Raw genomic sequence first — 16,867 nt, forward strand, 5'->3', positions numbered from 1 at the left:
TGGTCTTGGTCCAGCCCTCGGTCTTGTCGTTGAGGGTGAGGGTGTAGGTGTTGGAGGAGTACTTGACGGTCTCGGTGATGGTGTCGCCGGGGTAGACGGCGTTGCCGTAGGTGACGGGGTTGGCCGGGTACATCTCGTACCAGGCGGAGTACTGGGCCTGCCCGCCGGAGCAGTCGGCCTCGGTGCCGGTCTGCTCGACGGAGGAGGAGCTGTAGCCGTCGAGGCCGACCCAGAAGCTGGAGTAGCCGTCGCCCTGGCTGCAGTCGACGGCGGGCTGGACGAAGGTGGTGCTGACGCTGGTGTAGGTGGAGCCGGTGGCGGCGTAGCCGGACCAGTTGTCGCTGGTGCTCGTCGCGTGCAGCCCGCCGCCGTGGCTGACGAAGAACGGGGCGGCGCCGTGCTGTCCGGTGACGGGGTGCATCGGGGCCTGGAACAGCAGGGCGGTGGGGGCGGCCGCGGCGGCGGGGGCGAACGCGGCGACGAGCAGGGCGAGGGCCGATCCGGGGGCGAGCATCCGGCGCAGCTGCATGGGGAGTTCCTCTCAGGTGGGGGAGCGGGGAGCGCGCCCCGCCCGGGCCCGGTGCGGCGGCGCGGTGGCGTGGCGGCGAGGTCCCCGTGGGCCAGGACCGGTGGCTGCCGGTCCGACGCGCGCGTGCTGAGGGGCCGTGGGCGCGCCTGGACGCAGGCGGCTGCCCATCGGTGACGCCGCGTCAGTGCGGCGTACAGCAGAGGGTAGGCATGACGCGGACATGTCGGCCAGGAGCGGGCATCAGATTTCACATGACAATCCGCTGGGAGCTTTCTGGGGGTGGCATGACGAAGGCCGGGCGGCTCGGCTAAGGTTAGGCTTACCTAAGTGAGGGAGTGCGCATGTCCGTTCCGACCCAGCCCGGAGAGCCCACCTCGGCCGAACGCGTCCGGACGGTGCTGGCCGCCGCCACGTCGTTGACGGTGACCACCGAGGCAGGCGCCGTCGAGTACGCCGTCCTGCACGACGTGGGCGCCGGCGGTCGATTGCTGCTGTCCGATGCGCCGGGCGGCGGACTGCACGGCGAGCTGGCGGCAACGCGTCGTCAACAGCTGCCCGCCACACTGGAGTTCACGGACATCGCCGCCACCGCCGTCCGCGACCGGGTGCGCGCCAAGGTCACCCTCGGCGGCTGGCTGATCCCTGCCGAGCCGGGCGGATCCGGGCGGCTGGGCTTCGACATCGCGCTGGCCGCGCTGCGTGCCGACGGCCAGGTGCAGGCGGTCGGGCTCGACGACCTGCTGCTCGCCGCGCCCGACCCGCTCGCCACCCGCGAGGCCGACCTGCTCACCCACCTCGCCGACCGCCACCCCGAGGCCGTCGCCGCACTGGCCCGCCTGATCGAGCCCCGGTTCCTGGTCGGCGTCACCCGGATCCAACCGGTGCGCCTGGACCGGCACGGCATGGTGCTCCGCACCGAACGTGCCCGGGGCCAGTGGGATGTGCGGCTGTTGTTCCGCACCCCGCTGGAGCAGGCCGCGGAGGCCGGCGCCCGCATCCACGAGCTGGTCGCCAGTGCCCGCGTCTGCCACCGCCGGCACTGGCCCGCGGCCCGGCCGTGACCGCCGCCTCCCCGCCGGCCGGGGCGAGCGGCCCGGCGGTGCCGTGCGTGCCGGACGGGAACACCGTCGCCGCGATCATCCGGGCCGCCGAGGCCGCGTCTCGCATCTACACCTGCCCCGATGCGCGGGGGTCCGCGCCCGGCCCGGTCAGCGGCGGGCGGTCCAGCCCCCCAACGGCTCGGTGACCAGGACGAGTTCGCGCACCGACTCCTCCGCGGCCGCCTGCCCGTAGACGAACACCTGCTCCTCCTCCAGTGCCAGCTCGATGCCGAAGACCCCGTCGAAGGCCAACCGCCGGCCCGCGACCTCCTGCCCGTCCAGCAGCAGCGAGGTCGGCTCCGGCGTCAGCTCGTCGACGAAGCCCCAGCTGTCCAGCCAGGCGAAGAACGCCTCGCCGTCCGGCTGCTCCTGGGAGTTCATCGCGAGGTTCACCAGCTCGTTGGTGAGCGTGACGGTCGCCAGGCCGACCGGGTCCGCCGGGTGCGGGCGGACCGTGGTGACGTGCAGGCAGGGGACCCAGTGTGCGGTGTACGAGACGTCGAAGCGGTTGGCGATGCCGTTGGTGCTGGTGGCGCCGCCGCTGGTGTGCCAGTGCGCGGGTGGGGTGGCGAGCATCGCGAAGCGGTGGCCGAACGCGGCGAGGTACTCGGCCGACGACGGGATGTGCGGGTGCGGCTCGCCGGGCGGAATGCGGAACAACGGCTCCCCCTAGGCTAGTTGGGCTGACCACCCCATGGTCCCCCGGTCGGCCGGGTGGCTCAACAGCCTTTCGTCGGCCCCGCTGATCGGCAGCATGCGGTTGATAGGCTGTCAAGATGGCTACTCAGGACCAGGCACCCGAGGCACCCCAGGGGCAGGCGGACGAGCAGGCGCCGCTCTGGCTCACTCCCGCCGAGCTGGCCTCCTGGCTCTCGGTGGTGCGCCTGATGACCCGGCTGCCCTGGGCGATCGACGCCCAGCTGCAGCGCGACGCCGACCTGAGCATGGTCGAGTACATGGCGATGGCGATGCTGTCGGAGGCCCCCGAGTACACGGTGCGGATGAGCGTGCTCGCCGAGCGCACCAGCACCTCGCTCTCGCGGCTCTCGCACCTGGTCAAGCGGTTGGAGAGCCGCGGCTACGTCCGCCGCGAGCCGGATCCGGCCGACGGGCGGTTCACCAACGCGATCCTGCTGCCCGCCGGGTTGGGCAAGCTGGAGTCCGCGGCTCCCGCGCACGTGGCCCAGGTGCGCCGCCTGGTCGTGGACAACCTCTCCGCCGAGCGGCTGCGCCGGCTGGGCCAGGATGCCGAGCGGATCCTGCAGCGCATCGACTCGCCCGCCCGCTGACCTCCTCGCCGTAGATCCGGAAACCCGTGGCAGTGCGCCCCTTGCACTCTCGCATGACTTGAAGGTTAAAGTGAATACATCACCTCAAGGCGTGCGGCGAACAGCCGCCGGGTCAGGAGAGTCGAGATGTCGTACGACAACGAGAAGATCATCCGCGCCGCCTACCAGGTCGCCGAGGAGCAGGACATCGCCGGCTGGGTGGCGGCCTTCACCGAGGACGGCACCTTCACCGACACGTCCATCCCGTTCACCTACCGGGGTCCCGCGGAGCTCGGCAAGACGGTCGAGGTCTACGCCAAGGCCTTCCCCGACATGCACCGCGAGCTGGAGCGGGTCTACGTCACCGGCAACATCGTGGTCGTGCAGCTGCGCCTGCAGGGCACGCACACCGGTCCGCTGGAGCTGCCCGCCGGCACCGTCCCGCCCACCGGCCGCCGGATGGACGCGCCGTGCTGCGACGTGTTCGAGCTGGTCGACGGCAAGATCAAGCGGTTCGACTGCTACCCGTCCGGCACGGTCATCGCCGCCCAGCTCGGCCTCGGCTGAGCCGGAGCGGAAGGGGGAACAAGGTCCACCGTCCGTCCGTTGTGGCTTGAGCCTTCATGTGCGAAGGCATAAAGTCGGACTTGAAGGCTCAAGTCATCGAGAGTCATCGGAAGTCACCGAGGAGGTCGCCATGACCACCGAAACACCGACGCCGACGCCAACACCGGGACGCTACGCCATCGACGTCCCCCGCTCCGGGATCACCTTCACCACCAAGCACCTGTTCGGCCTGGGCACGGTCCACGGCAGCTTCCGGCTGCGCGGCGGGGCCGTCTCCCTCACCGATCCGCCCACCGGAACCCGGGTGGACGCCGTGGCCGACGCCGCCAGCTTCGACACGGGCAACGAGAAGCGGGACAGCCAGGTGCTGTCCAAGACCCTGCTGGACACCGCCGGCTACCCGGACATCGCGTTCAACTCCACCGCGGTCGAGGCGGACGGGGCCGGCGCCTGGGTGCTGCGGGGGCAGCTGACCGCCCACGGCGTCAGCGCGCCCGTCACGTTCGCCGTGACGAAGGCCGAGGCCGTCGGCGACGAGATCGCCATCGAGGCCACCACGACCGTCGACCGCTACGCCCACGGCGTCACCAAGCTCAAGGGCCTGGCGGGCCGGTACCTGCACCTGACCGCGACCGTCCGCGCCCGCCGCGCCGACGACGGCCCCGCCGGGCCGGGCAGCCCGGGGGAGTGAGCGCCATGACCGCTCTCAGGATCGCCGTGATCCTCGGCAGCACCCGACCGGGCCGCAACGGCAAGGCGGTCGCCGACTGGATCGTCGACCGGGCCGGCGCCCGCACCGGCGCCGAGTACGAGCTGGTCGACCTCGCCGACTGGCCGCTGCCGTTCATGGACGAGCCGATGCCGCCGGCCATGGGGCAGTACCAGGGCGCCCACACCAAGGCGTGGGCGGCCAAGGTCGCCGAGTTCGACGGCTACGTCTTCGTCACCCCCGAGTACAACCACTCCGTCCCCGCCGTGCTGAAGAACGCGATCGACTTCGCCTACGCGGAGTGGAACAACAAGGCCGCCGCCATCGTCTCCTACGGCACCGTCGGCGGCATCCGTGCCGCCGAGCACCTGCGCGGCATCGCCAGCGCGGTCCAACTCGCACACGTCAACCAGCAGTTGGCCTTCTCGCTGTTCACCGACTTCGAGGACCTGACGCTCTTCAAGCCAGCCGCGCGCCACGACGCCGCCGCGACGAAGCTGTTCGAGCAGGTCGAGGCCTGGGCGACGGCCATGCGCACGCTGCGCGGCTGAGCCGCCGCAGGCGCCGCGGGCGCCGCGGGCGCCCGGCCCGGACGCCTGCGGCGCGTATGCTCTCGCCTGCATCGAAGCAGCTACGAGGGGATCCCATGGGTCAGAAAGTCATTCGGTTCTCGGACTTGACGGGTAAGCACGTCGAGGACGAAGCCGAGCTGGTGCGCATCGTCGTCCGGGAGCACCCGGACCTGGAGGACGGGCCGGTGGAGATCGAAGCCCTGGCCGAGGAGCTCACCGGGGTCGAGGAGCTGGCGCTCGACCTGGTGACCTTCGAACTGCACCACCCGGACGCCGACGGGCCCGAGACCGTCGTCATGGAGGTGTCGGCGTTCAACCGGCTCGCCTCGGCCGCCGCCATGGCCGAGGTGCTGCGCGGCGCCCAGCGGGTGACGGGCGGCACCCCCGGGCCGGCGCGCGCGGCCGGTGCCAAGGAGCGGATCAACTACGCCAGCCCGGAGCACGCCGGCAAGCCCCACAAGGGCCGCATCACCGAGGCCGAGAAGCAGCTCGTCCAGGAGCAGCTGGAGGAGGTCAACCGGCGGCTGTCCGACCAGGGCATCCGCACCGTCGACCTCGCCAACCCGGACCACGTGGCCCGCTACGGCCTCGACGCGCTGGCCCAGGAGCTCGGCGTGGTGCGGTAGCGCCCCTGCTGGGTGCCGAACTACCGCCGGTGCGCCGGGATCCGCAGGGTGAACCGCGCGCCGCCGCGCGGGCTGGGGCCGGCGGTGAGGGTGCCGCCGTGGGCGTGGGCGACCCAGGAGGCGATGGACAGGCCCAGACCGGTGGAGCCGGAGGTGCTGTGGAAGCGCTCGAAGAGGGTGTCCGCGTGCTCGGGCGGCAGGCCGGGGCCGGCGTCGTCCACGGTGAGGGTGCCGTCGGCGGTGACGGTCAGTTCGATCTCGGCGGGCCGGCCGGGGGCGTGGCCGTGGGCCAGGGCGTTGCCGAGCAGGTTGGCGATGGCGCGGCGCAGCAGGTCGGGGTCGCCGTTGACCACGACCGGTTCCAGACGGGTCGTCACCTGCTGTCCCTGCTGCGGGAGTTCCTCCAGCACCGTGTCGGCCAGCTGGTCCAGGCGCAGTGGTGAGCGCTCCAACTCGCCGACCCCGGCGGCCAGTCGGGCCCGGGTGAGCAGGCCGTCCACCAAGTCGCCCATCCGGCCGGCCAGTCGGACGGTGCGCTGGAGGGCGGCGGTGCGCATGGTCTCGGCGGCGGCGCCGTCGACGGGCCGGGTGGACTGGGCCAGGGCGGTCTCGGCCAGCGTGCGCAGGGCGGCGACCGGGGTGCGCAGGTCGTGCGCGGCGTCGGCGAGGAAGGCCTCCTGCTGCTGCAGCGCGGTGAGCGCGGGCCGGGTCGCGCGGCCGGAGAGCAGGTGGCCGATCACCGAGGAGACCGTCACCAGCACCGCGCAGCCGCCGGCCAGCAGCAGGATCAGCTGGCGGTGCGCCGACTGGTCGTGCGAGGCGTCGGCGGCGCTGACCATCACGCCGGCCGTGGTCTGGCCGTCCGCGCCGGTGAACGGTGCGGCCATCAGGCGCAGCGGGTGGTCGTCGGTGCCGGTGCGGTCGGCCCAGGCCGGGCCGTCGAGCCGCAGTGCCGCCGCGGCGAGCTGCTCGGCGTCGGCGGGCCGGACCTTGGCGCACGGCTGCTTGGCGGTGTAGGCGAGTTGGAGCGCCGTGCCGTGCACGGCGAACACGGTCAGTGGCGGGCAGTCGGCGTCCACCGCCTCCAGCATGGCGCTGACGTCCAGGGCGCCGTTGTCGTCGGCGCCGAGCTGCGGGATCGCCGCGCTGGTCTGGATCTTCAGCGAGTCGTCGAGCTGGTGGTGGTGGGAGTCGCCGTCCACCTTGACCGCGAGCGCGGACAGCGCGACCAGGCCGACGGCGCTGGTGAGGGCGAAGAGCGCGGTGAGCCGGCGGCGCAGGCGGCGGATCCGGGCCGCGGCGGTCAGCATCGGGCGGTCAGCCCTCGGTGCCGTCGGTCGCCGCCAGCCGGTAGCCGAGGCCGCGGACGGTGTGGATCAGCGCCGGCTCGCCGAGCTTGCGGCGCAGCTGGGACATCAGCACGTCGACCACGTTGGAGTTGGGCTCGGTCAGCTCGTCCCAGCACTTCTCGACCAACTCGCCCCGCGAGACGGCCAGGTCCGCGCGGGCGGCCAGGGTCTCCAGCACGGCGAACTCCTTGCCGGTCAGGCTCAGCAGCACACCGTCCCGGCGGACCTGCCGGCGGGCGGTGTCCACCTCCAGGTCGGCGACCCGGTGCACGGGCGGGCGGACCGTGCCGGCCCGGCGGCACAGGCTGCGCACCCGGGCGGTCAGCTCGGGCAGCGCGAACGGCTTGACCAGGTAGTCGTCGCCGCCCGCCGCGAACCCGGCGACCCGGTCCTCGACCTGGTCACGGGCGGTGAGGAAGAGCACCGGCACGGTCCGGCCGGCCAGCCGCAGCTCGCGCAGGTAGTCGAGCGAGTCGCCGGCCGGCAGCATCCGGTCGAAGACCGCGCAGTCGTAGTCGGTGACGAAGAGCGCCTCGTCGGCCGCGGGCAGGTCGGCGACCGCGTCGACGGCCAGCCCGTCGCCGCGCAGCGCCGCCGAAACGGCGAACCGCAGATCATCGTCGTCCTCGACCACCAGTACGCGCACGGCGCACAGGATAGCCCGGACCGGCCTCATCAAATCCTCAGGAAGCTCCCAGCAGACTCCTCGCCAGTAGGCAGGGCCAGTGAACAGGGCCAGTAGGTGGGGCCAGTGGCAGACGGTGACGGCTGGAGGAGCGGGACGTGCGGCGAATAGCGGGCGGCGGTCGGTGGGCGGGAGTGCTGGTGGTCGGGCTGGTCGTCGGCGCGAGCGGGTGCGGACCGGAGCACGGCGGCCCCGGGCAGGGCGGCCCGGCCGCCGCCGCACCGCTCACCGTCACCGCTGGTGAGTCGGCCGACCGGCCCGAGCTGCGCGCCTTCTACCAGCAGCGGCTCGACTGGCAGCCGTGCGACGGGCTGCAGTGCGCCACCCTCACCGTGCCGATGGACTACGCGCAGCCGGCGAACGGCAAGACCTTCACCCTGCCGGTGATCAAGCAGACCGCCACCGACGCCGGGGCGCGGACCGGCTCGCTGGTGCTCGACCCCGGCGGGCCGGGCGGCTCGGGCGTCGAGCTGATGAAGAACGACGGCGCCGCCTCGGTCGGCGCGAGCGCCCGGGCCCACTTCGACCTGGTCGGCTTCGACCCGCGCGGGGTGGCCGGCAGCAAGCCGGCGATCAGCTGCGACCCGCCCGGCGGCGCGGGAGGCGCGGACCAGCGGAACGGGTCGGCCGACGACACCCCGGTGCCGCTGCACCCGACCACCCCCGCCGAGCGGGCCGCCGCGCTGGCGAGCGCCGACCGCTCCGCCGCCGACTGCCGGGCGGCCAGCGGCGACCTGCTGACGCACGTCGGCACCGTGGACGCCGCCCGCGACCTCGACGTGCTGCGGGCCGCGCTCGGCGACCCGAAGCTGACCTACCTGGGCTGGTCCTACGGCACCTACCTCGGCTCGGTGTACGCCGAGCAGTTCCCCCAGCGGGTCCGCGCCCTGGTACTGGACGGAGCCATCGACCCGTCACTCGGCTGGGAGGAGGCGGCCCTGCACGAGGCCAAGGGCTTCCAGCGGGCGGTGGACGACTATGCCGAGCACTGCGCCGACGTCGTCGGCCGGGACTGCCCCGCCGACACGCCGGACGGGATCCGCAAGCTGATCGCCGACCTCTACGCGAAGGCCGCCCGCGGGCCGCTGCGGATCGCCGGCTCCGCCGCCGGGCTGGACGCGAACACCCTGCACAGCGCCATCGTGATGTCGATGTACACGCCGGAGAGCCAGTGGCAGCCGCTGTCCGAGGCGCTGGCCGCCGCGCGGCACGGCGACGCCGGCAAGCTCGCCGCCCTCGCGCAGCCGGCGGCGGACGACGCCTCGCACGACGGCGGGGACGCTTCGAGCACCGCCCCCACGGGCGACGCCGGGGACCCCAGCGGAGCCCCGTCACCCGGCGCGGCCGCCCCCGACAACTCCGACGCCGCGCTCACGGCCGTCGACTGCCTCGACACGCCCCACCCCGCGGACCCGCAGGCCTACTGGGACGCCCTGGACCGCGCCTACCGGCAGGCGGGCGTGTTCGGCGCGAGCAACGTGCTCGCCGACCTCGGCTGCCGCACCTGGCCCGCCGGCGCGTCCACGCCGCACCGGATCAGCCCGGCCGGCCTGCCCCCGGTGCTGGTGGTCGGCACCACCGGCGACCCGGCGACCCCGTACGAGGACGCGCAGAGCCTGGCCGGCCAGCTGCCCGGCGGGATGCTGCTCACCTACCGCGGCTCGGGCCACACCGCCTACGGGCGCAGCAACTCCTGCGTCACGGACGCCGTGGACGCCTACCTGGTCGCCCTCAAGCCGGTGCCGGCCGGCACCACCTGCTGACGCCGGACCGGAGGAACCCCCACCATGAACCGACCCGCCGTTCCCGTCGTGTCCGCCGCCGCGCTCGCCGCCGTGCTGGGCATCTGGACGATGGCCGCCGAGCTCCCGCACCACGGTCCGGCCCCGGCCGGCGCGGTGTGCGCCAAGGTCGCCGCCCCACTGGGCGTCCAACTCCCGCTGCACCACTGCCACCACCACCGCCACCACGCGCCGGACGGGCGGCCCGGGCACGGGGCGGCGGCCTCGGGCGGCCACGGCTGACGTCCGATCAGTGCCCGTCCGGTCGGCCCCCGCTCGGCCGCCGAACGGCCTCGGCCGACCGGTCCGGGAGCTCGGTGCGCGGCGAGCAGCGGCAGGTAAATATGCTGATCGCATGGACTATCGGCTCGAACTGCAGCGCGCCCTCGACGCCGCCCGCCCGGTGCTCGGCACCGGCCGGGTGGCCGACTACATCCCGGCCCTCGGCGCCGCCGACCCGCACGCGTTCGGGCTGGCCCTGGCCACCGTGGACGGCGAGGTGCACGGGGTGGGGGACTGGGAGACCCAGTTCTCCATCCAGTCGATCTCCAAGCTCTTCACCCTCGCCCTCGCGCTCGCCAGCGAGGAGGCGCTCGCGCTCTGGCACCGGGTCGGCCGCGAGCCCTCCGGCACGCCGTTCAACTCGCTGATCCAGCTGGAGGCCGAACAGGGCATCCCGCGCAACCCGTTCATCAACGCGGGCGCCGTGGTGGTGACGGACCGTCTGCTCAGCCTGACCGGCGACGCGGCCGGCGCGGTGCGCGAGTTCCTGCGCGCCGAGTCGGGCAACCCGCGCCTGGACACCGACCTCGCGGTGGCCGCCTCCGAGGCCCAGCACGGCCACCGCAACGCGGCCCTGGCCCACTTCATCGCCAGCTACGACAACCTGGAGAACCCGGTCGAGGCGGTGCTCGGCCACTACTACGCGCACTGCGCGATCGCCGCCTCCTGCCGCGACCTGGCGCTGGCCGGCCTCTTCCTGGCCCGGCACGGCCTGCGCGCCGACGGCAGCCGGCTGCTCTCGCGCAGCGACGCCAAGCGGATCAACGCCGTGCTGCTCACCTGCGGCACCTACGACGCGGCCGGCGACTTCGCCTACCGGGTCGGTCTGCCCGGCAAGAGCGGCGTCGGCGGCGGCATCCTGGCCGTCGTGCCGGGCCGCGGCACGCTCTGCGCCTGGGGCCCGGCACTGGACCGCGCGGGCAACTCGGTCGGCGCGGTCACCGCGCTGGACGCGTTCACCACCAACACCGGATGGTCCGTCTTCTGACGGTCCGTCAATCGGTGGGCGGCAGTTCCCCGGAGCCGCGCGCGATCAGCCGGGTGGCGATCTCGAAGCGCTGCGGCTCGGCGCCCCCGCCCGCCATCCGGCGGAACAGCAGCTCGGCCGCCAGCCGGCCCATCGCGGCCGGGTCCTGGGCGACCACGGTGACCGGGAGGGGCAGCAGGTCGGCCAGCTCGAAGTCGTCGAAGCCGACCAGCGCGGGCCGCGCCGGGCGGGCGGCCAGCTCGCGCAGCACCGCGACCGTGGTGCGCCCGTTGCCGCACAGCAGCGCCGTCACCGGCGCCGGCGCGGCCAGCATCCGGTCGAGCGCGCGGCCGAGGGCGAGCGGATCGGGCGTGGCCATCGCCACCCAGCGCTCGTCGACCGCGCAGCCGGCGGCCGTCATCGCCCGGCGGTAGCCGGCCAGGCGCTCGGTGGCGGTGTAGATGTCGGGCGCGTCGCCGAGGAAGCCGATCCGGCGGTGGCCCTGGCGCAGCAGGTGGTCGACCCCGGTGGCCGCGCCGCCGCGGTTGTCGGCCAGCACGGTGTCCACGGCCAGGCCCGGGGCCGGGCGGTCGGCGCAGACGACGGCCGTGCCCGCCGCGAGCTCGTCGTCCAGGTAGGAGTGGTCGGCCGCGGTCGGCACGATGATCAGGCCGTCGACCCGGCGGGCGCAGAAGTCCAGCGCCAGCGCCCGCTCCCGCACCGGGTCCTCCGCGGACGAGCCGGTCAGCAGCAGCGAGCCGTGCGCCCGGGCGACCTCCTCCACCGCGCGGCTGAGCTGGGAGTAGAACGGGTCGGCCAGGTCCTCCAGGACCAGGCCGACGCAGCGGGTGCGGCTGCCCTGCCGCAGCAGCCGGGCGCCGTCGTTGCGCCGGAAGCGCAGGTGCTCGATGGCCGCGTGCACCTTGCGGGCGGTCTCCTCGCTCACCCCCGGCTCGCCGTTCACCACGCGCGAGACCGTCTTCAGGCCCACCCCCGCGAGCGCCGCGACGTCCTTCATGGTCGCCCGTGCGGCGCCGGTCGCCGGTGTCCCCGCTGCACCTGACATGACCCTCGCCACCCCTTCCGGACCCGTTGCTGCCCTCAGGATGTCAGGTCGCTCCTCGTGGCCCCGGCCCGCGCCGGTGGTCACCAGGTCCTGGCGGCGGCGACCATCCGCTCGCGCACCAGCGCGACGTGCGGGTTGGGGGAGCCGCCGGGGCGCTGGACCAGGTAGGCGGTGTTGATCGGCGGATCGGCCGGCTGGTGCAGCAACCGCAGCGCACCGGAGGCGAGTTCGCCGCGGCACAGGTAGCTGGGCAGCACCGTCCAGCCGGCCCCGGCGGTGACGGCTGCCAGCACGCCGCGCAGGTCGGGCACGGTGAGGGCGGCGCGGGCGGTGAGGCGCCGGTCGAAGACGTGGCGCCAGTAGCGGCGGGCGATCGGCAGGTCCTCGGCGTAACTGACCAGCGGGAGCGCCTCCAAGGCGGTCGGCAGGTCGGTCAGCGGGGTGGCCGGACCGAGCCGGTCGGCCCACAGCGGCGCGGCGACCAGCACGAACTCCTCGTCGGCGAAGGCCTCGGCGTGCAGGGAGCGCCCGCGCGGGCGCCCGGTGGCGACCACCAGGTCGTGCCGGCCGGCCCGCAGCTCCTCCAGCAGCGGGTCGGTCAGCCCCGTGACCACCCGCAGCCGCACCCCCTGTTCGGCGAGCGGTGCCAGTTCGCGCAGCAGCACCGTGCAGAGGAACTCCGCCGGACCGGCCAGGTGCACCGGCTCGGGCGCGCGCTCGGGCCCGGCCAGCTCGGCGAGCCGATCCAACGGGTCGGCGAGCCGGGCGGCGAGTTCCTCGGCGTGCGGCAGCGGGGCGGCGCCCCGGGCCTGCCGCTCGAACAGGTCCCGGCCGAGCCGCTGCTCCAGGGCCCGGACCTGGGCGGTGACGGTCGGCTGGGAGAGGCCGAGGCGCCGGGCGGCGGCCGTGAAGGAGCCGGTCCGGTAGACCGCCAGGAAGGTGCGCAGCTGGTTGAGGTCCAGCTGCCCGCCGCTGCCATGGGAATCCCTATCACTCACCTGTCGAGGGTATTCCCCTGATCACGAGGCGATCCATCCGGGTTCCGATGGCACCCATAGGCTTTCCTATTGGTGCGAAAAGCTTGAGAAGGTCTACCTTCGAGTCCGTGAACATTACTGACGTTCCGAGTGCACTTCGTCAGCGCGTGCACCGCGTCAGTCGGCCCGAGGACGGATACCGCACCATGTCCAAGAAGATCCTTTTCGTGATGACCGGCGTCGACCACTGGACGCTCGCCGACGGCACCAAGCACCCCACCGGCTTCTGGGCCGAGGAGGCCGTCGCGCCCCACCATGCCTTCACCGCCGCCGGCCACACCGTCACCGTGGCCACCCCGGGCGCCGTCGTGCCGACCGTGGACGCGGGCAGCCTCGCCCCCCAGGTCAACGGCGGCGAGGAGGGCGCGCGGCGGATCGCCGACGGGCTGGCCGCGATGACCGAGCTCGCCGCCCCCGTCGAGCTCGCCGAGGTCGACCTGGCCGACTACGACGCCGTCTTCTACCCCGGCGGCCACGGCCCCATGGAGGACCTCGCCGTCAACGCCGACTCCGGCCGCCTGCTCACCCTCGCCCTCAAGTCCGGCAAGCCGCTCGGCGTGGTCTGCCACGCCCCGGCGGCGCTGCTCGCCGCCGTCGAGGAGGACGGCAGCAACTCCTTCGCGGGCTACCGGGTCGCCGCCTTCAGCGACGCCGAGGAGACCCAGGCCGGCTTCGCCGACCGGGCGAAGTGGCTGCTGGAGACCCGCCTGCGGGAGGCCGGCGTCGACGTCCGGGTCGGCGAGCCGTGGGCGCCGAACGTGGTGACCGACCGCAACCTGATCACCGGTCAGAACCCCGCCTCCTCCGCCCCGCTCGCCGCCGAACTGCTGACGAAGCTGGTCTGACGTGCCCGCCGCCGATCGCACCGACCAGGTGCTGGACGCCGCCTACACCTGCCTGACCAGGTACGGGGTGCGCCGCACCACGATGGACGACGTGGCCGCCGAGATGGGCCTCTCGCGATCGGCGGTCTACCAGTACGTCCGCAACAAGGACGACGCGTTCCGCCTGCTCGCCGGGCGCCTGCACCAGCAGGCCCTCGACCGGGCCCGGGCGGCCGCCGAGGCCGACGCCCCGGTCGCCGACCGGATCCGCGAGGTGCTGCGGGCCAAGCTCGACCTGGTCCTCCAGCTGCGCGGCGACTCCCCGCACACCGCCGAGCTGCTGGACGCCAAGGCCCGGCTGTTCGGCGACATCTGCACCGCCTACACCACCGAACTGCTCGCGCTGCTCACCGCGTTGCTGCGCGAGGCGGGCGCCGCCGACCCCGAGGAGGCGGCCGTCATCTGCGCCGCCCTGGTCGTCGGCCTGGAAGCCGCGGGCGAGCCGGAACGGCTCTTCGACCGCGCCGCCGACGCCCTGCACACCGGGCTCACCACCCCCTGAGCCCCCGATCGATTCCCGAGGAACCACCGTGTCGTACACCAGCCGCGAATGGCAGCTCTCCGCCCGCCCGGTCGGCGAGCCCACGCCCGCCGACTTCACCTTCACCACCGCGACCGTGCCCGACCCGGGCCCCGGCGAGCTGGTGGTCCGCAACACCTGGCTCTCCGTCGACCCCTACATGCGCGGCCGGATGAACGAGGGCCCCTCCTACATCCCGCAGTTCGAGCTCGGCGAGCCGATGAGCGGCAGCGCCGTCGGCGTGGTCGTGGCCTCCGGCGCCGAGGGCGTGCCGGTCGGCAGCACGGTCGCGCACTTCGCCGGCTGGCGCGAGTACGCGCTGCTGGACGCCGCCGCGGTGCAGCTGCTCGACACCGCGCTCGCCCCCGCCCAGGCCTACCTCGGCGTGTTCGGCACCACCGGCCTGACCGCCTGGGCGGGCGTCAAGGAGATCGCCCCGGTCCGCGAGGGCGACGTGGTCTTCGTCTCCGGCGCGGCCGGCGCCGTCGGCTCGATCACCGGTCAGCTGGCGAAGAAGCTCGGCGCCGCCAAGGTGATCGGCTCGGCCGGCGGCCCGGTCAAGGCCCGCCGCCTGGTCGAGGACTACGGCTTCGACGCGGCGATCGACTACCGCGAGGGCGAGTTGGCCGCCCAGCTGGCGAAGGCCGCCCCGACCGGCATCGACGTCTACATCGACAATGTCGGCGGCGACCACCTGGAGGCCGCGATCGGCGCGATGAACCTCAATGGCCGGATCGCGCTGATCGGCGCGATCTCCGTCTACAACGCCACCGAGCTGCCGGCCGGCCCGCGCAACCTGCCGCTCGCCATCGGCAAGCGGATCACCCTGCGCGGCATGAACGTCAGCGACCACTTCGACCTGGTCCCCGAGTACGTCGGGCAGGCGGCCGGCTGGCTGCGCGACGGCTCGCTGCGCGCCGACGAGACCGTGGCCGACGGCATCGAGAACACCCTCGACGCCTTCCTCTCGATGATGCGCGGCGGCAACACCGGCAAGATGCTGGTCCGCCTGGACCAGGACTGAGAGCGAGCGATCCCCATGAGCACCTCCACCACCCAGGACGTCACCCCCTTCACCGCCGAGGACGCCGCCGAGCTGGTCGCCCGGCTGCGCGCGGTCCACCGCACCGGCCGCACCCGCCCGCTGGCCTGGCGCACCGAGCAGCTGACCCGGCTGCGCGCCCTGCTGACCGAGAACCGCGAGGCGATCGCGGACGCCGTGCACGCCGACCTCGGCAAGCCGCGCGCCGAGTCCGACGCCGCCGAAGTCGCCCTCCCCGTCCGGGAGATCGACCACACGCTGGCCCACCTGGAGCAGTGGCTGGCCCCGCAGGCGCTGCCCGCCGAGGAGCTGGCCGGCCTGCCGGCCGGGTCCACCGCCGGCACCCAGTACGACCCGCTCGGCACCGTGCTGGTGATCGCCCCCTGGAACTACCCGGCCCAGCTGCTGCTGGCCCCGCTCGCCGGGGCGCTCGCGGCCGGCAACACCGTGGTCGCCAAGCCCAGCGAACTGGCGCCCGCCACCTCGGCCCTGATGGCCCGGCTGATCCCGCGCTACCTGGACACCGAGGCCGTGGCCGTGGTCGAGGGCGGCGTCGCCGAGACCACCGCACTGCTGGCCCAGCGCTTCGACCACATCCTCTACACCGGCAACGGCACCGTCGGCCGGATCGTGATGCGCGCCGCCGCCGAGCACCTCACCCCGGTCACCCTCGAACTCGGCGGCAAGTCACCGGTGTTCGTCGACCGCGGGGCGGACCTGGAGACCGTCGCCGGGCGGCTGGCCGACGCCAAGTTCCGCAACGCCGGGCAGACCTGCGTCGCCCCCGACTACGTGCTCACCGACCCGGACACCGCGCCCGCGCTCGCCGAGGCGCTGGGACGGGCGATCGAGCGGCTCTTCGGCGCCGACCCGCAGCGCTCGCCGGCGTACGGACGGATCGTCAACCAGCGCCACTTCGACCGGATCGCCGCCCTGCTCGACTCGGGCCGCACCGCCCACGGCGGCCGCACCGACCGGGCGGACCGCTACATCGAGCCGACCGTGCTGCTCGACGTGCGCCCTGACGAGCCGGTGATGGGGGAGGAGATCTTCGGCCCGGTGCTGCCGATCGTCACCGTCGCCGACCTCGGCGAGGCGATCGACTTCATCAACGACCGCGACAAGCCGCTGGCCCTCTACGCGTTCACCGAGGACGAGGCGACCCGGCGCCGGCTGGCGGCCGAGACCTCCAGCGGCGGCCTCGGCTTCGGCCTGCCGATGGCCCACCTGCGGGTGCCGGCGCTGCCGTTCGGCGGCGTCGGGGAGAGCGGCCTGGGCAGCTACCACGGTCCGTACTCGATCGCCACGTTCAGCCACCGCAAGGCCCGGCTCGACGTGCCGCTGGCCCCGCGCTGATCCGACGGGCCGTCAGGCCCGTGGACAACCCCGCCACGGGAGCTCCATACTCGTCGAACCAGTTGTGCAACCAGTTGCACATTCATGGCAGACGAGAGTGGAGCTCCCCGTGCACCCCTTCCGCAAGGCCGTCGAGGACCGCGACGAGCAGGCCATCGAGGCGACGCTCGCCGAGGGCGTCGTCTTCACCAGCCCCGTCGCGTTCAAGCCCTACCCCGGCAAGCCGATCACGGCCGCGATCCTGCGCGGCGTGCTGCGGGTCTTCGAGGACTTCCGCTACGAGCGCGAGATCGCCGACCCGGGCGGGCGCGACCACGCCCTCCTGTTCACCGCGACGGTCGGCGGCCGGCGGATCCACGGCTGCGACTTCCTGCACTTCGACGAGGCCGGCCTGATCGACGAGCTGACCGTGATGGTCCGTCCGCTCTCCGCCGCGCAGGCGCTCGCCGAGGCGATGGGCGCCCAGTTCGAGCGGATCGCGAACGAGGCCGCCGCCCACGGAGGGTGACCAACCGTTCGGCGGCCGT

General features: G+C 73.9%; 20 protein-coding genes. 14 read left to right on the forward strand and 6 right to left on the reverse strand.

Annotated elements, in window-relative coordinates; genetic code table 11:
- The coding region (locus tag FHX73_RS43075; protein ID WP_246214241.1) for a G1 family glutamic endopeptidase at positions 1-529 on the reverse strand (529 nt) is incomplete at its 3' end.
- A 341-nt stretch (positions 530-870) separates the two neighbouring features.
- Between FHX73_RS43075 and FHX73_RS43080 the strand changes: the two genes are divergently transcribed.
- The gene (locus FHX73_RS43080; RefSeq protein WP_145911594.1) at positions 871-1,590 is read left to right on the forward strand and encodes a DUF2470 domain-containing protein; all 720 of its coding nucleotides are present in this window, start codon (positions 871-873) and stop codon (positions 1,588-1,590) included.
- Between the two features lie 147 nt (positions 1,591-1,737).
- On the opposite strand, the gene FHX73_RS43085 is transcribed toward FHX73_RS43080, so the two are convergent.
- The gene (locus FHX73_RS43085; RefSeq protein WP_145911595.1) at positions 1,738-2,289 is read right to left on the reverse strand and encodes a hypothetical protein; all 552 of its coding nucleotides are present in this window, start codon (positions 2,287-2,289) and stop codon (positions 1,738-1,740) included.
- Between the two features lie 116 nt (positions 2,290-2,405).
- Here FHX73_RS43085 and FHX73_RS43090 point away from each other — a divergent pair, with 116 nt between their 5' ends.
- From FHX73_RS43090 to FHX73_RS43110, 5 genes are all read left to right on the forward strand, one after another.
- Positions 2,406-2,918: a MarR family winged helix-turn-helix transcriptional regulator gene (locus tag FHX73_RS43090; RefSeq protein WP_145911596.1), complete on the forward strand. Its 513-nt coding sequence runs from the start codon at positions 2,406-2,408 to the stop codon at positions 2,916-2,918.
- A gap of 126 nt (positions 2,919-3,044) precedes the next feature.
- The gene (locus FHX73_RS43095) at positions 3,045-3,464 is read left to right on the forward strand and encodes a nuclear transport factor 2 family protein (protein WP_145911597.1); all 420 of its coding nucleotides are present in this window, start codon (positions 3,045-3,047) and stop codon (positions 3,462-3,464) included.
- A gap of 130 nt (positions 3,465-3,594) precedes the next feature.
- On the forward strand, positions 3,595-4,155 hold the full coding sequence (locus tag FHX73_RS43100; protein ID WP_145911598.1) for a YceI family protein: 561 nt from the start codon (positions 3,595-3,597) through the stop codon (positions 4,153-4,155).
- 5 nt (positions 4,156-4,160) lie between these two features.
- Positions 4,161-4,724 (forward strand): NADPH-dependent FMN reductase, encoded by a 564-nt coding sequence (locus FHX73_RS43105; protein WP_145911599.1) that lies wholly within the window; start codon positions 4,161-4,163, stop codon positions 4,722-4,724.
- A 125-nt stretch (positions 4,725-4,849) separates the two neighbouring features.
- Positions 4,850-5,371 carry a hypothetical protein gene (locus tag FHX73_RS43110; RefSeq protein ID WP_145911600.1) on the forward strand — a complete coding sequence of 174 codons (522 nt, stop codon included), beginning with the start codon at positions 4,850-4,852 and terminating at the stop codon, positions 5,369-5,371.
- Between the two features lie 20 nt (positions 5,372-5,391).
- Here the strand turns inward: FHX73_RS43110 and FHX73_RS43115 are convergent, their stop codons facing one another.
- Both FHX73_RS43115 and FHX73_RS43120 read right to left on the reverse strand, forming a co-directional pair.
- Positions 5,392-6,681 (reverse strand): sensor histidine kinase, encoded by a 1,290-nt coding sequence (locus FHX73_RS43115; protein ID WP_145911601.1) that lies wholly within the window; start codon positions 6,679-6,681, stop codon positions 5,392-5,394.
- Positions 6,682-6,688: 7 nt separating this feature from the next.
- Positions 6,689-7,366, reverse strand: a complete 678-nt coding sequence (locus tag FHX73_RS43120) for a response regulator transcription factor (RefSeq protein WP_145911602.1) — start codon at positions 7,364-7,366, stop codon at positions 6,689-6,691.
- 137 nt (positions 7,367-7,503) lie between these two features.
- Between FHX73_RS43120 and FHX73_RS43125 the strand changes: the two genes are divergently transcribed.
- The 3 genes from FHX73_RS43125 (at position 7,504) to FHX73_RS43135 (ending at position 10,456) form a co-directional block, all read left to right on the forward strand.
- A complete protein-coding gene (locus tag FHX73_RS43125; protein WP_246214242.1) occupies positions 7,504-9,168 on the forward strand; it encodes an alpha/beta hydrolase in 1,665 nt (554 codons plus the stop codon).
- A gap of 24 nt (positions 9,169-9,192) precedes the next feature.
- Positions 9,193-9,429 carry a hypothetical protein gene (locus FHX73_RS43130; RefSeq protein ID WP_145911603.1) on the forward strand — a complete coding sequence of 79 codons (237 nt, stop codon included), beginning with the start codon at positions 9,193-9,195 and terminating at the stop codon, positions 9,427-9,429.
- A gap of 112 nt (positions 9,430-9,541) precedes the next feature.
- Complete coding sequence (locus tag FHX73_RS43135) at positions 9,542-10,456, forward strand: glutaminase (RefSeq protein WP_145911604.1); 915 nt, start codon at positions 9,542-9,544, stop codon at positions 10,454-10,456.
- Positions 10,457-10,463: 7 nt separating this feature from the next.
- On the opposite strand, the gene FHX73_RS43140 is transcribed toward FHX73_RS43135, so the two are convergent.
- Both FHX73_RS43140 and FHX73_RS43145 read right to left on the reverse strand, forming a co-directional pair.
- On the reverse strand, positions 10,464-11,501 hold the full coding sequence (locus tag FHX73_RS43140) for a LacI family DNA-binding transcriptional regulator (RefSeq protein WP_145911605.1): 1,038 nt from the start codon (positions 11,499-11,501) through the stop codon (positions 10,464-10,466).
- Between the two features lie 80 nt (positions 11,502-11,581).
- On the reverse strand, positions 11,582-12,499 hold the full coding sequence (locus FHX73_RS43145; RefSeq protein WP_145911606.1) for a LysR family transcriptional regulator: 918 nt from the start codon (positions 12,497-12,499) through the stop codon (positions 11,582-11,584).
- 185 nt (positions 12,500-12,684) lie between these two features.
- On the opposite strand from FHX73_RS43145, the gene FHX73_RS43150 reads away from it, so the two are divergent.
- From FHX73_RS43150 to FHX73_RS43170, 5 genes are all read left to right on the forward strand, one after another.
- Positions 12,685-13,383, forward strand: coding sequence for a type 1 glutamine amidotransferase domain-containing protein (locus FHX73_RS43150; protein ID WP_145911607.1), 699 nt, complete (start codon positions 12,685-12,687; stop codon positions 13,381-13,383).
- A 1-nt stretch (position 13,384) separates the two neighbouring features.
- The gene (locus FHX73_RS43155) at positions 13,385-13,924 is read left to right on the forward strand and encodes a TetR/AcrR family transcriptional regulator (protein ID WP_246214243.1); all 540 of its coding nucleotides are present in this window, start codon (positions 13,385-13,387) and stop codon (positions 13,922-13,924) included.
- A 28-nt stretch (positions 13,925-13,952) separates the two neighbouring features.
- Entirely contained in the window at positions 13,953-14,966 is a 1,014-nt protein-coding gene (locus FHX73_RS43160) for an NADP-dependent oxidoreductase (RefSeq protein ID WP_145911608.1), read from the forward strand.
- A gap of 15 nt (positions 14,967-14,981) precedes the next feature.
- A complete protein-coding gene (locus FHX73_RS43165; RefSeq protein WP_145911609.1) occupies positions 14,982-16,340 on the forward strand; it encodes an aldehyde dehydrogenase family protein in 1,359 nt (452 codons plus the stop codon).
- A 109-nt stretch (positions 16,341-16,449) separates the two neighbouring features.
- Entirely contained in the window at positions 16,450-16,848 is a 399-nt protein-coding gene (locus tag FHX73_RS43170) for a nuclear transport factor 2 family protein (protein WP_145911610.1), read from the forward strand.
- Positions 16,849-16,867 lie beyond the last annotated feature (19 nt).

The sequence above is a fragment of the Kitasatospora viridis genome (genome assembly GCF_007829815.1).
GTDB lineage: Bacteria > Actinomycetota > Actinomycetes > Streptomycetales > Streptomycetaceae > Kitasatospora > Kitasatospora viridis.

What these genes read in the sequence shown, in the direction of transcription:
- FHX73_RS43165 (WP_145911609.1), top strand. Translation starts at nt 14,982, where the DNA reads ATGAGCACCTCCACCACCCAGGACGTCACCCCCTTCACCGCCGAGGAC.
- FHX73_RS43150 (WP_145911607.1), top strand. Translation starts at nt 12,685, where the DNA reads ATGTCCAAGAAGATCCTTTTCGTGATGACCGGCGTCGACCACTGGACG.
- FHX73_RS43105 (WP_145911599.1), top strand. Translation starts at nt 4,161, where the DNA reads ATGACCGCTCTCAGGATCGCCGTGATCCTCGGCAGCACCCGACCGGGC.
- FHX73_RS43090 (WP_145911596.1), top strand. Translation starts at nt 2,406, where the DNA reads ATGGCTACTCAGGACCAGGCACCCGAGGCACCCCAGGGGCAGGCGGAC.
- FHX73_RS43100 (WP_145911598.1), top strand. Translation starts at nt 3,595, where the DNA reads ATGACCACCGAAACACCGACGCCGACGCCAACACCGGGACGCTACGCC.
- FHX73_RS43130 (WP_145911603.1), top strand. Translation starts at nt 9,193, where the DNA reads ATGAACCGACCCGCCGTTCCCGTCGTGTCCGCCGCCGCGCTCGCCGCC.
- FHX73_RS43140 (WP_145911605.1), bottom strand. Translation starts at nt 11,501, where the DNA reads ATGTCAGGTGCAGCGGGGACACCGGCGACCGGCGCCGCACGGGCGACC.
- FHX73_RS43095 (WP_145911597.1), top strand. Translation starts at nt 3,045, where the DNA reads ATGTCGTACGACAACGAGAAGATCATCCGCGCCGCCTACCAGGTCGCC.
- FHX73_RS43115 (WP_145911601.1), bottom strand. Translation starts at nt 6,681, where the DNA reads ATGCTGACCGCCGCGGCCCGGATCCGCCGCCTGCGCCGCCGGCTCACC.
- FHX73_RS43135 (WP_145911604.1), top strand. Translation starts at nt 9,542, where the DNA reads ATGGACTATCGGCTCGAACTGCAGCGCGCCCTCGACGCCGCCCGCCCG.
- FHX73_RS43080 (WP_145911594.1), top strand. Translation starts at nt 871, where the DNA reads ATGTCCGTTCCGACCCAGCCCGGAGAGCCCACCTCGGCCGAACGCGTC.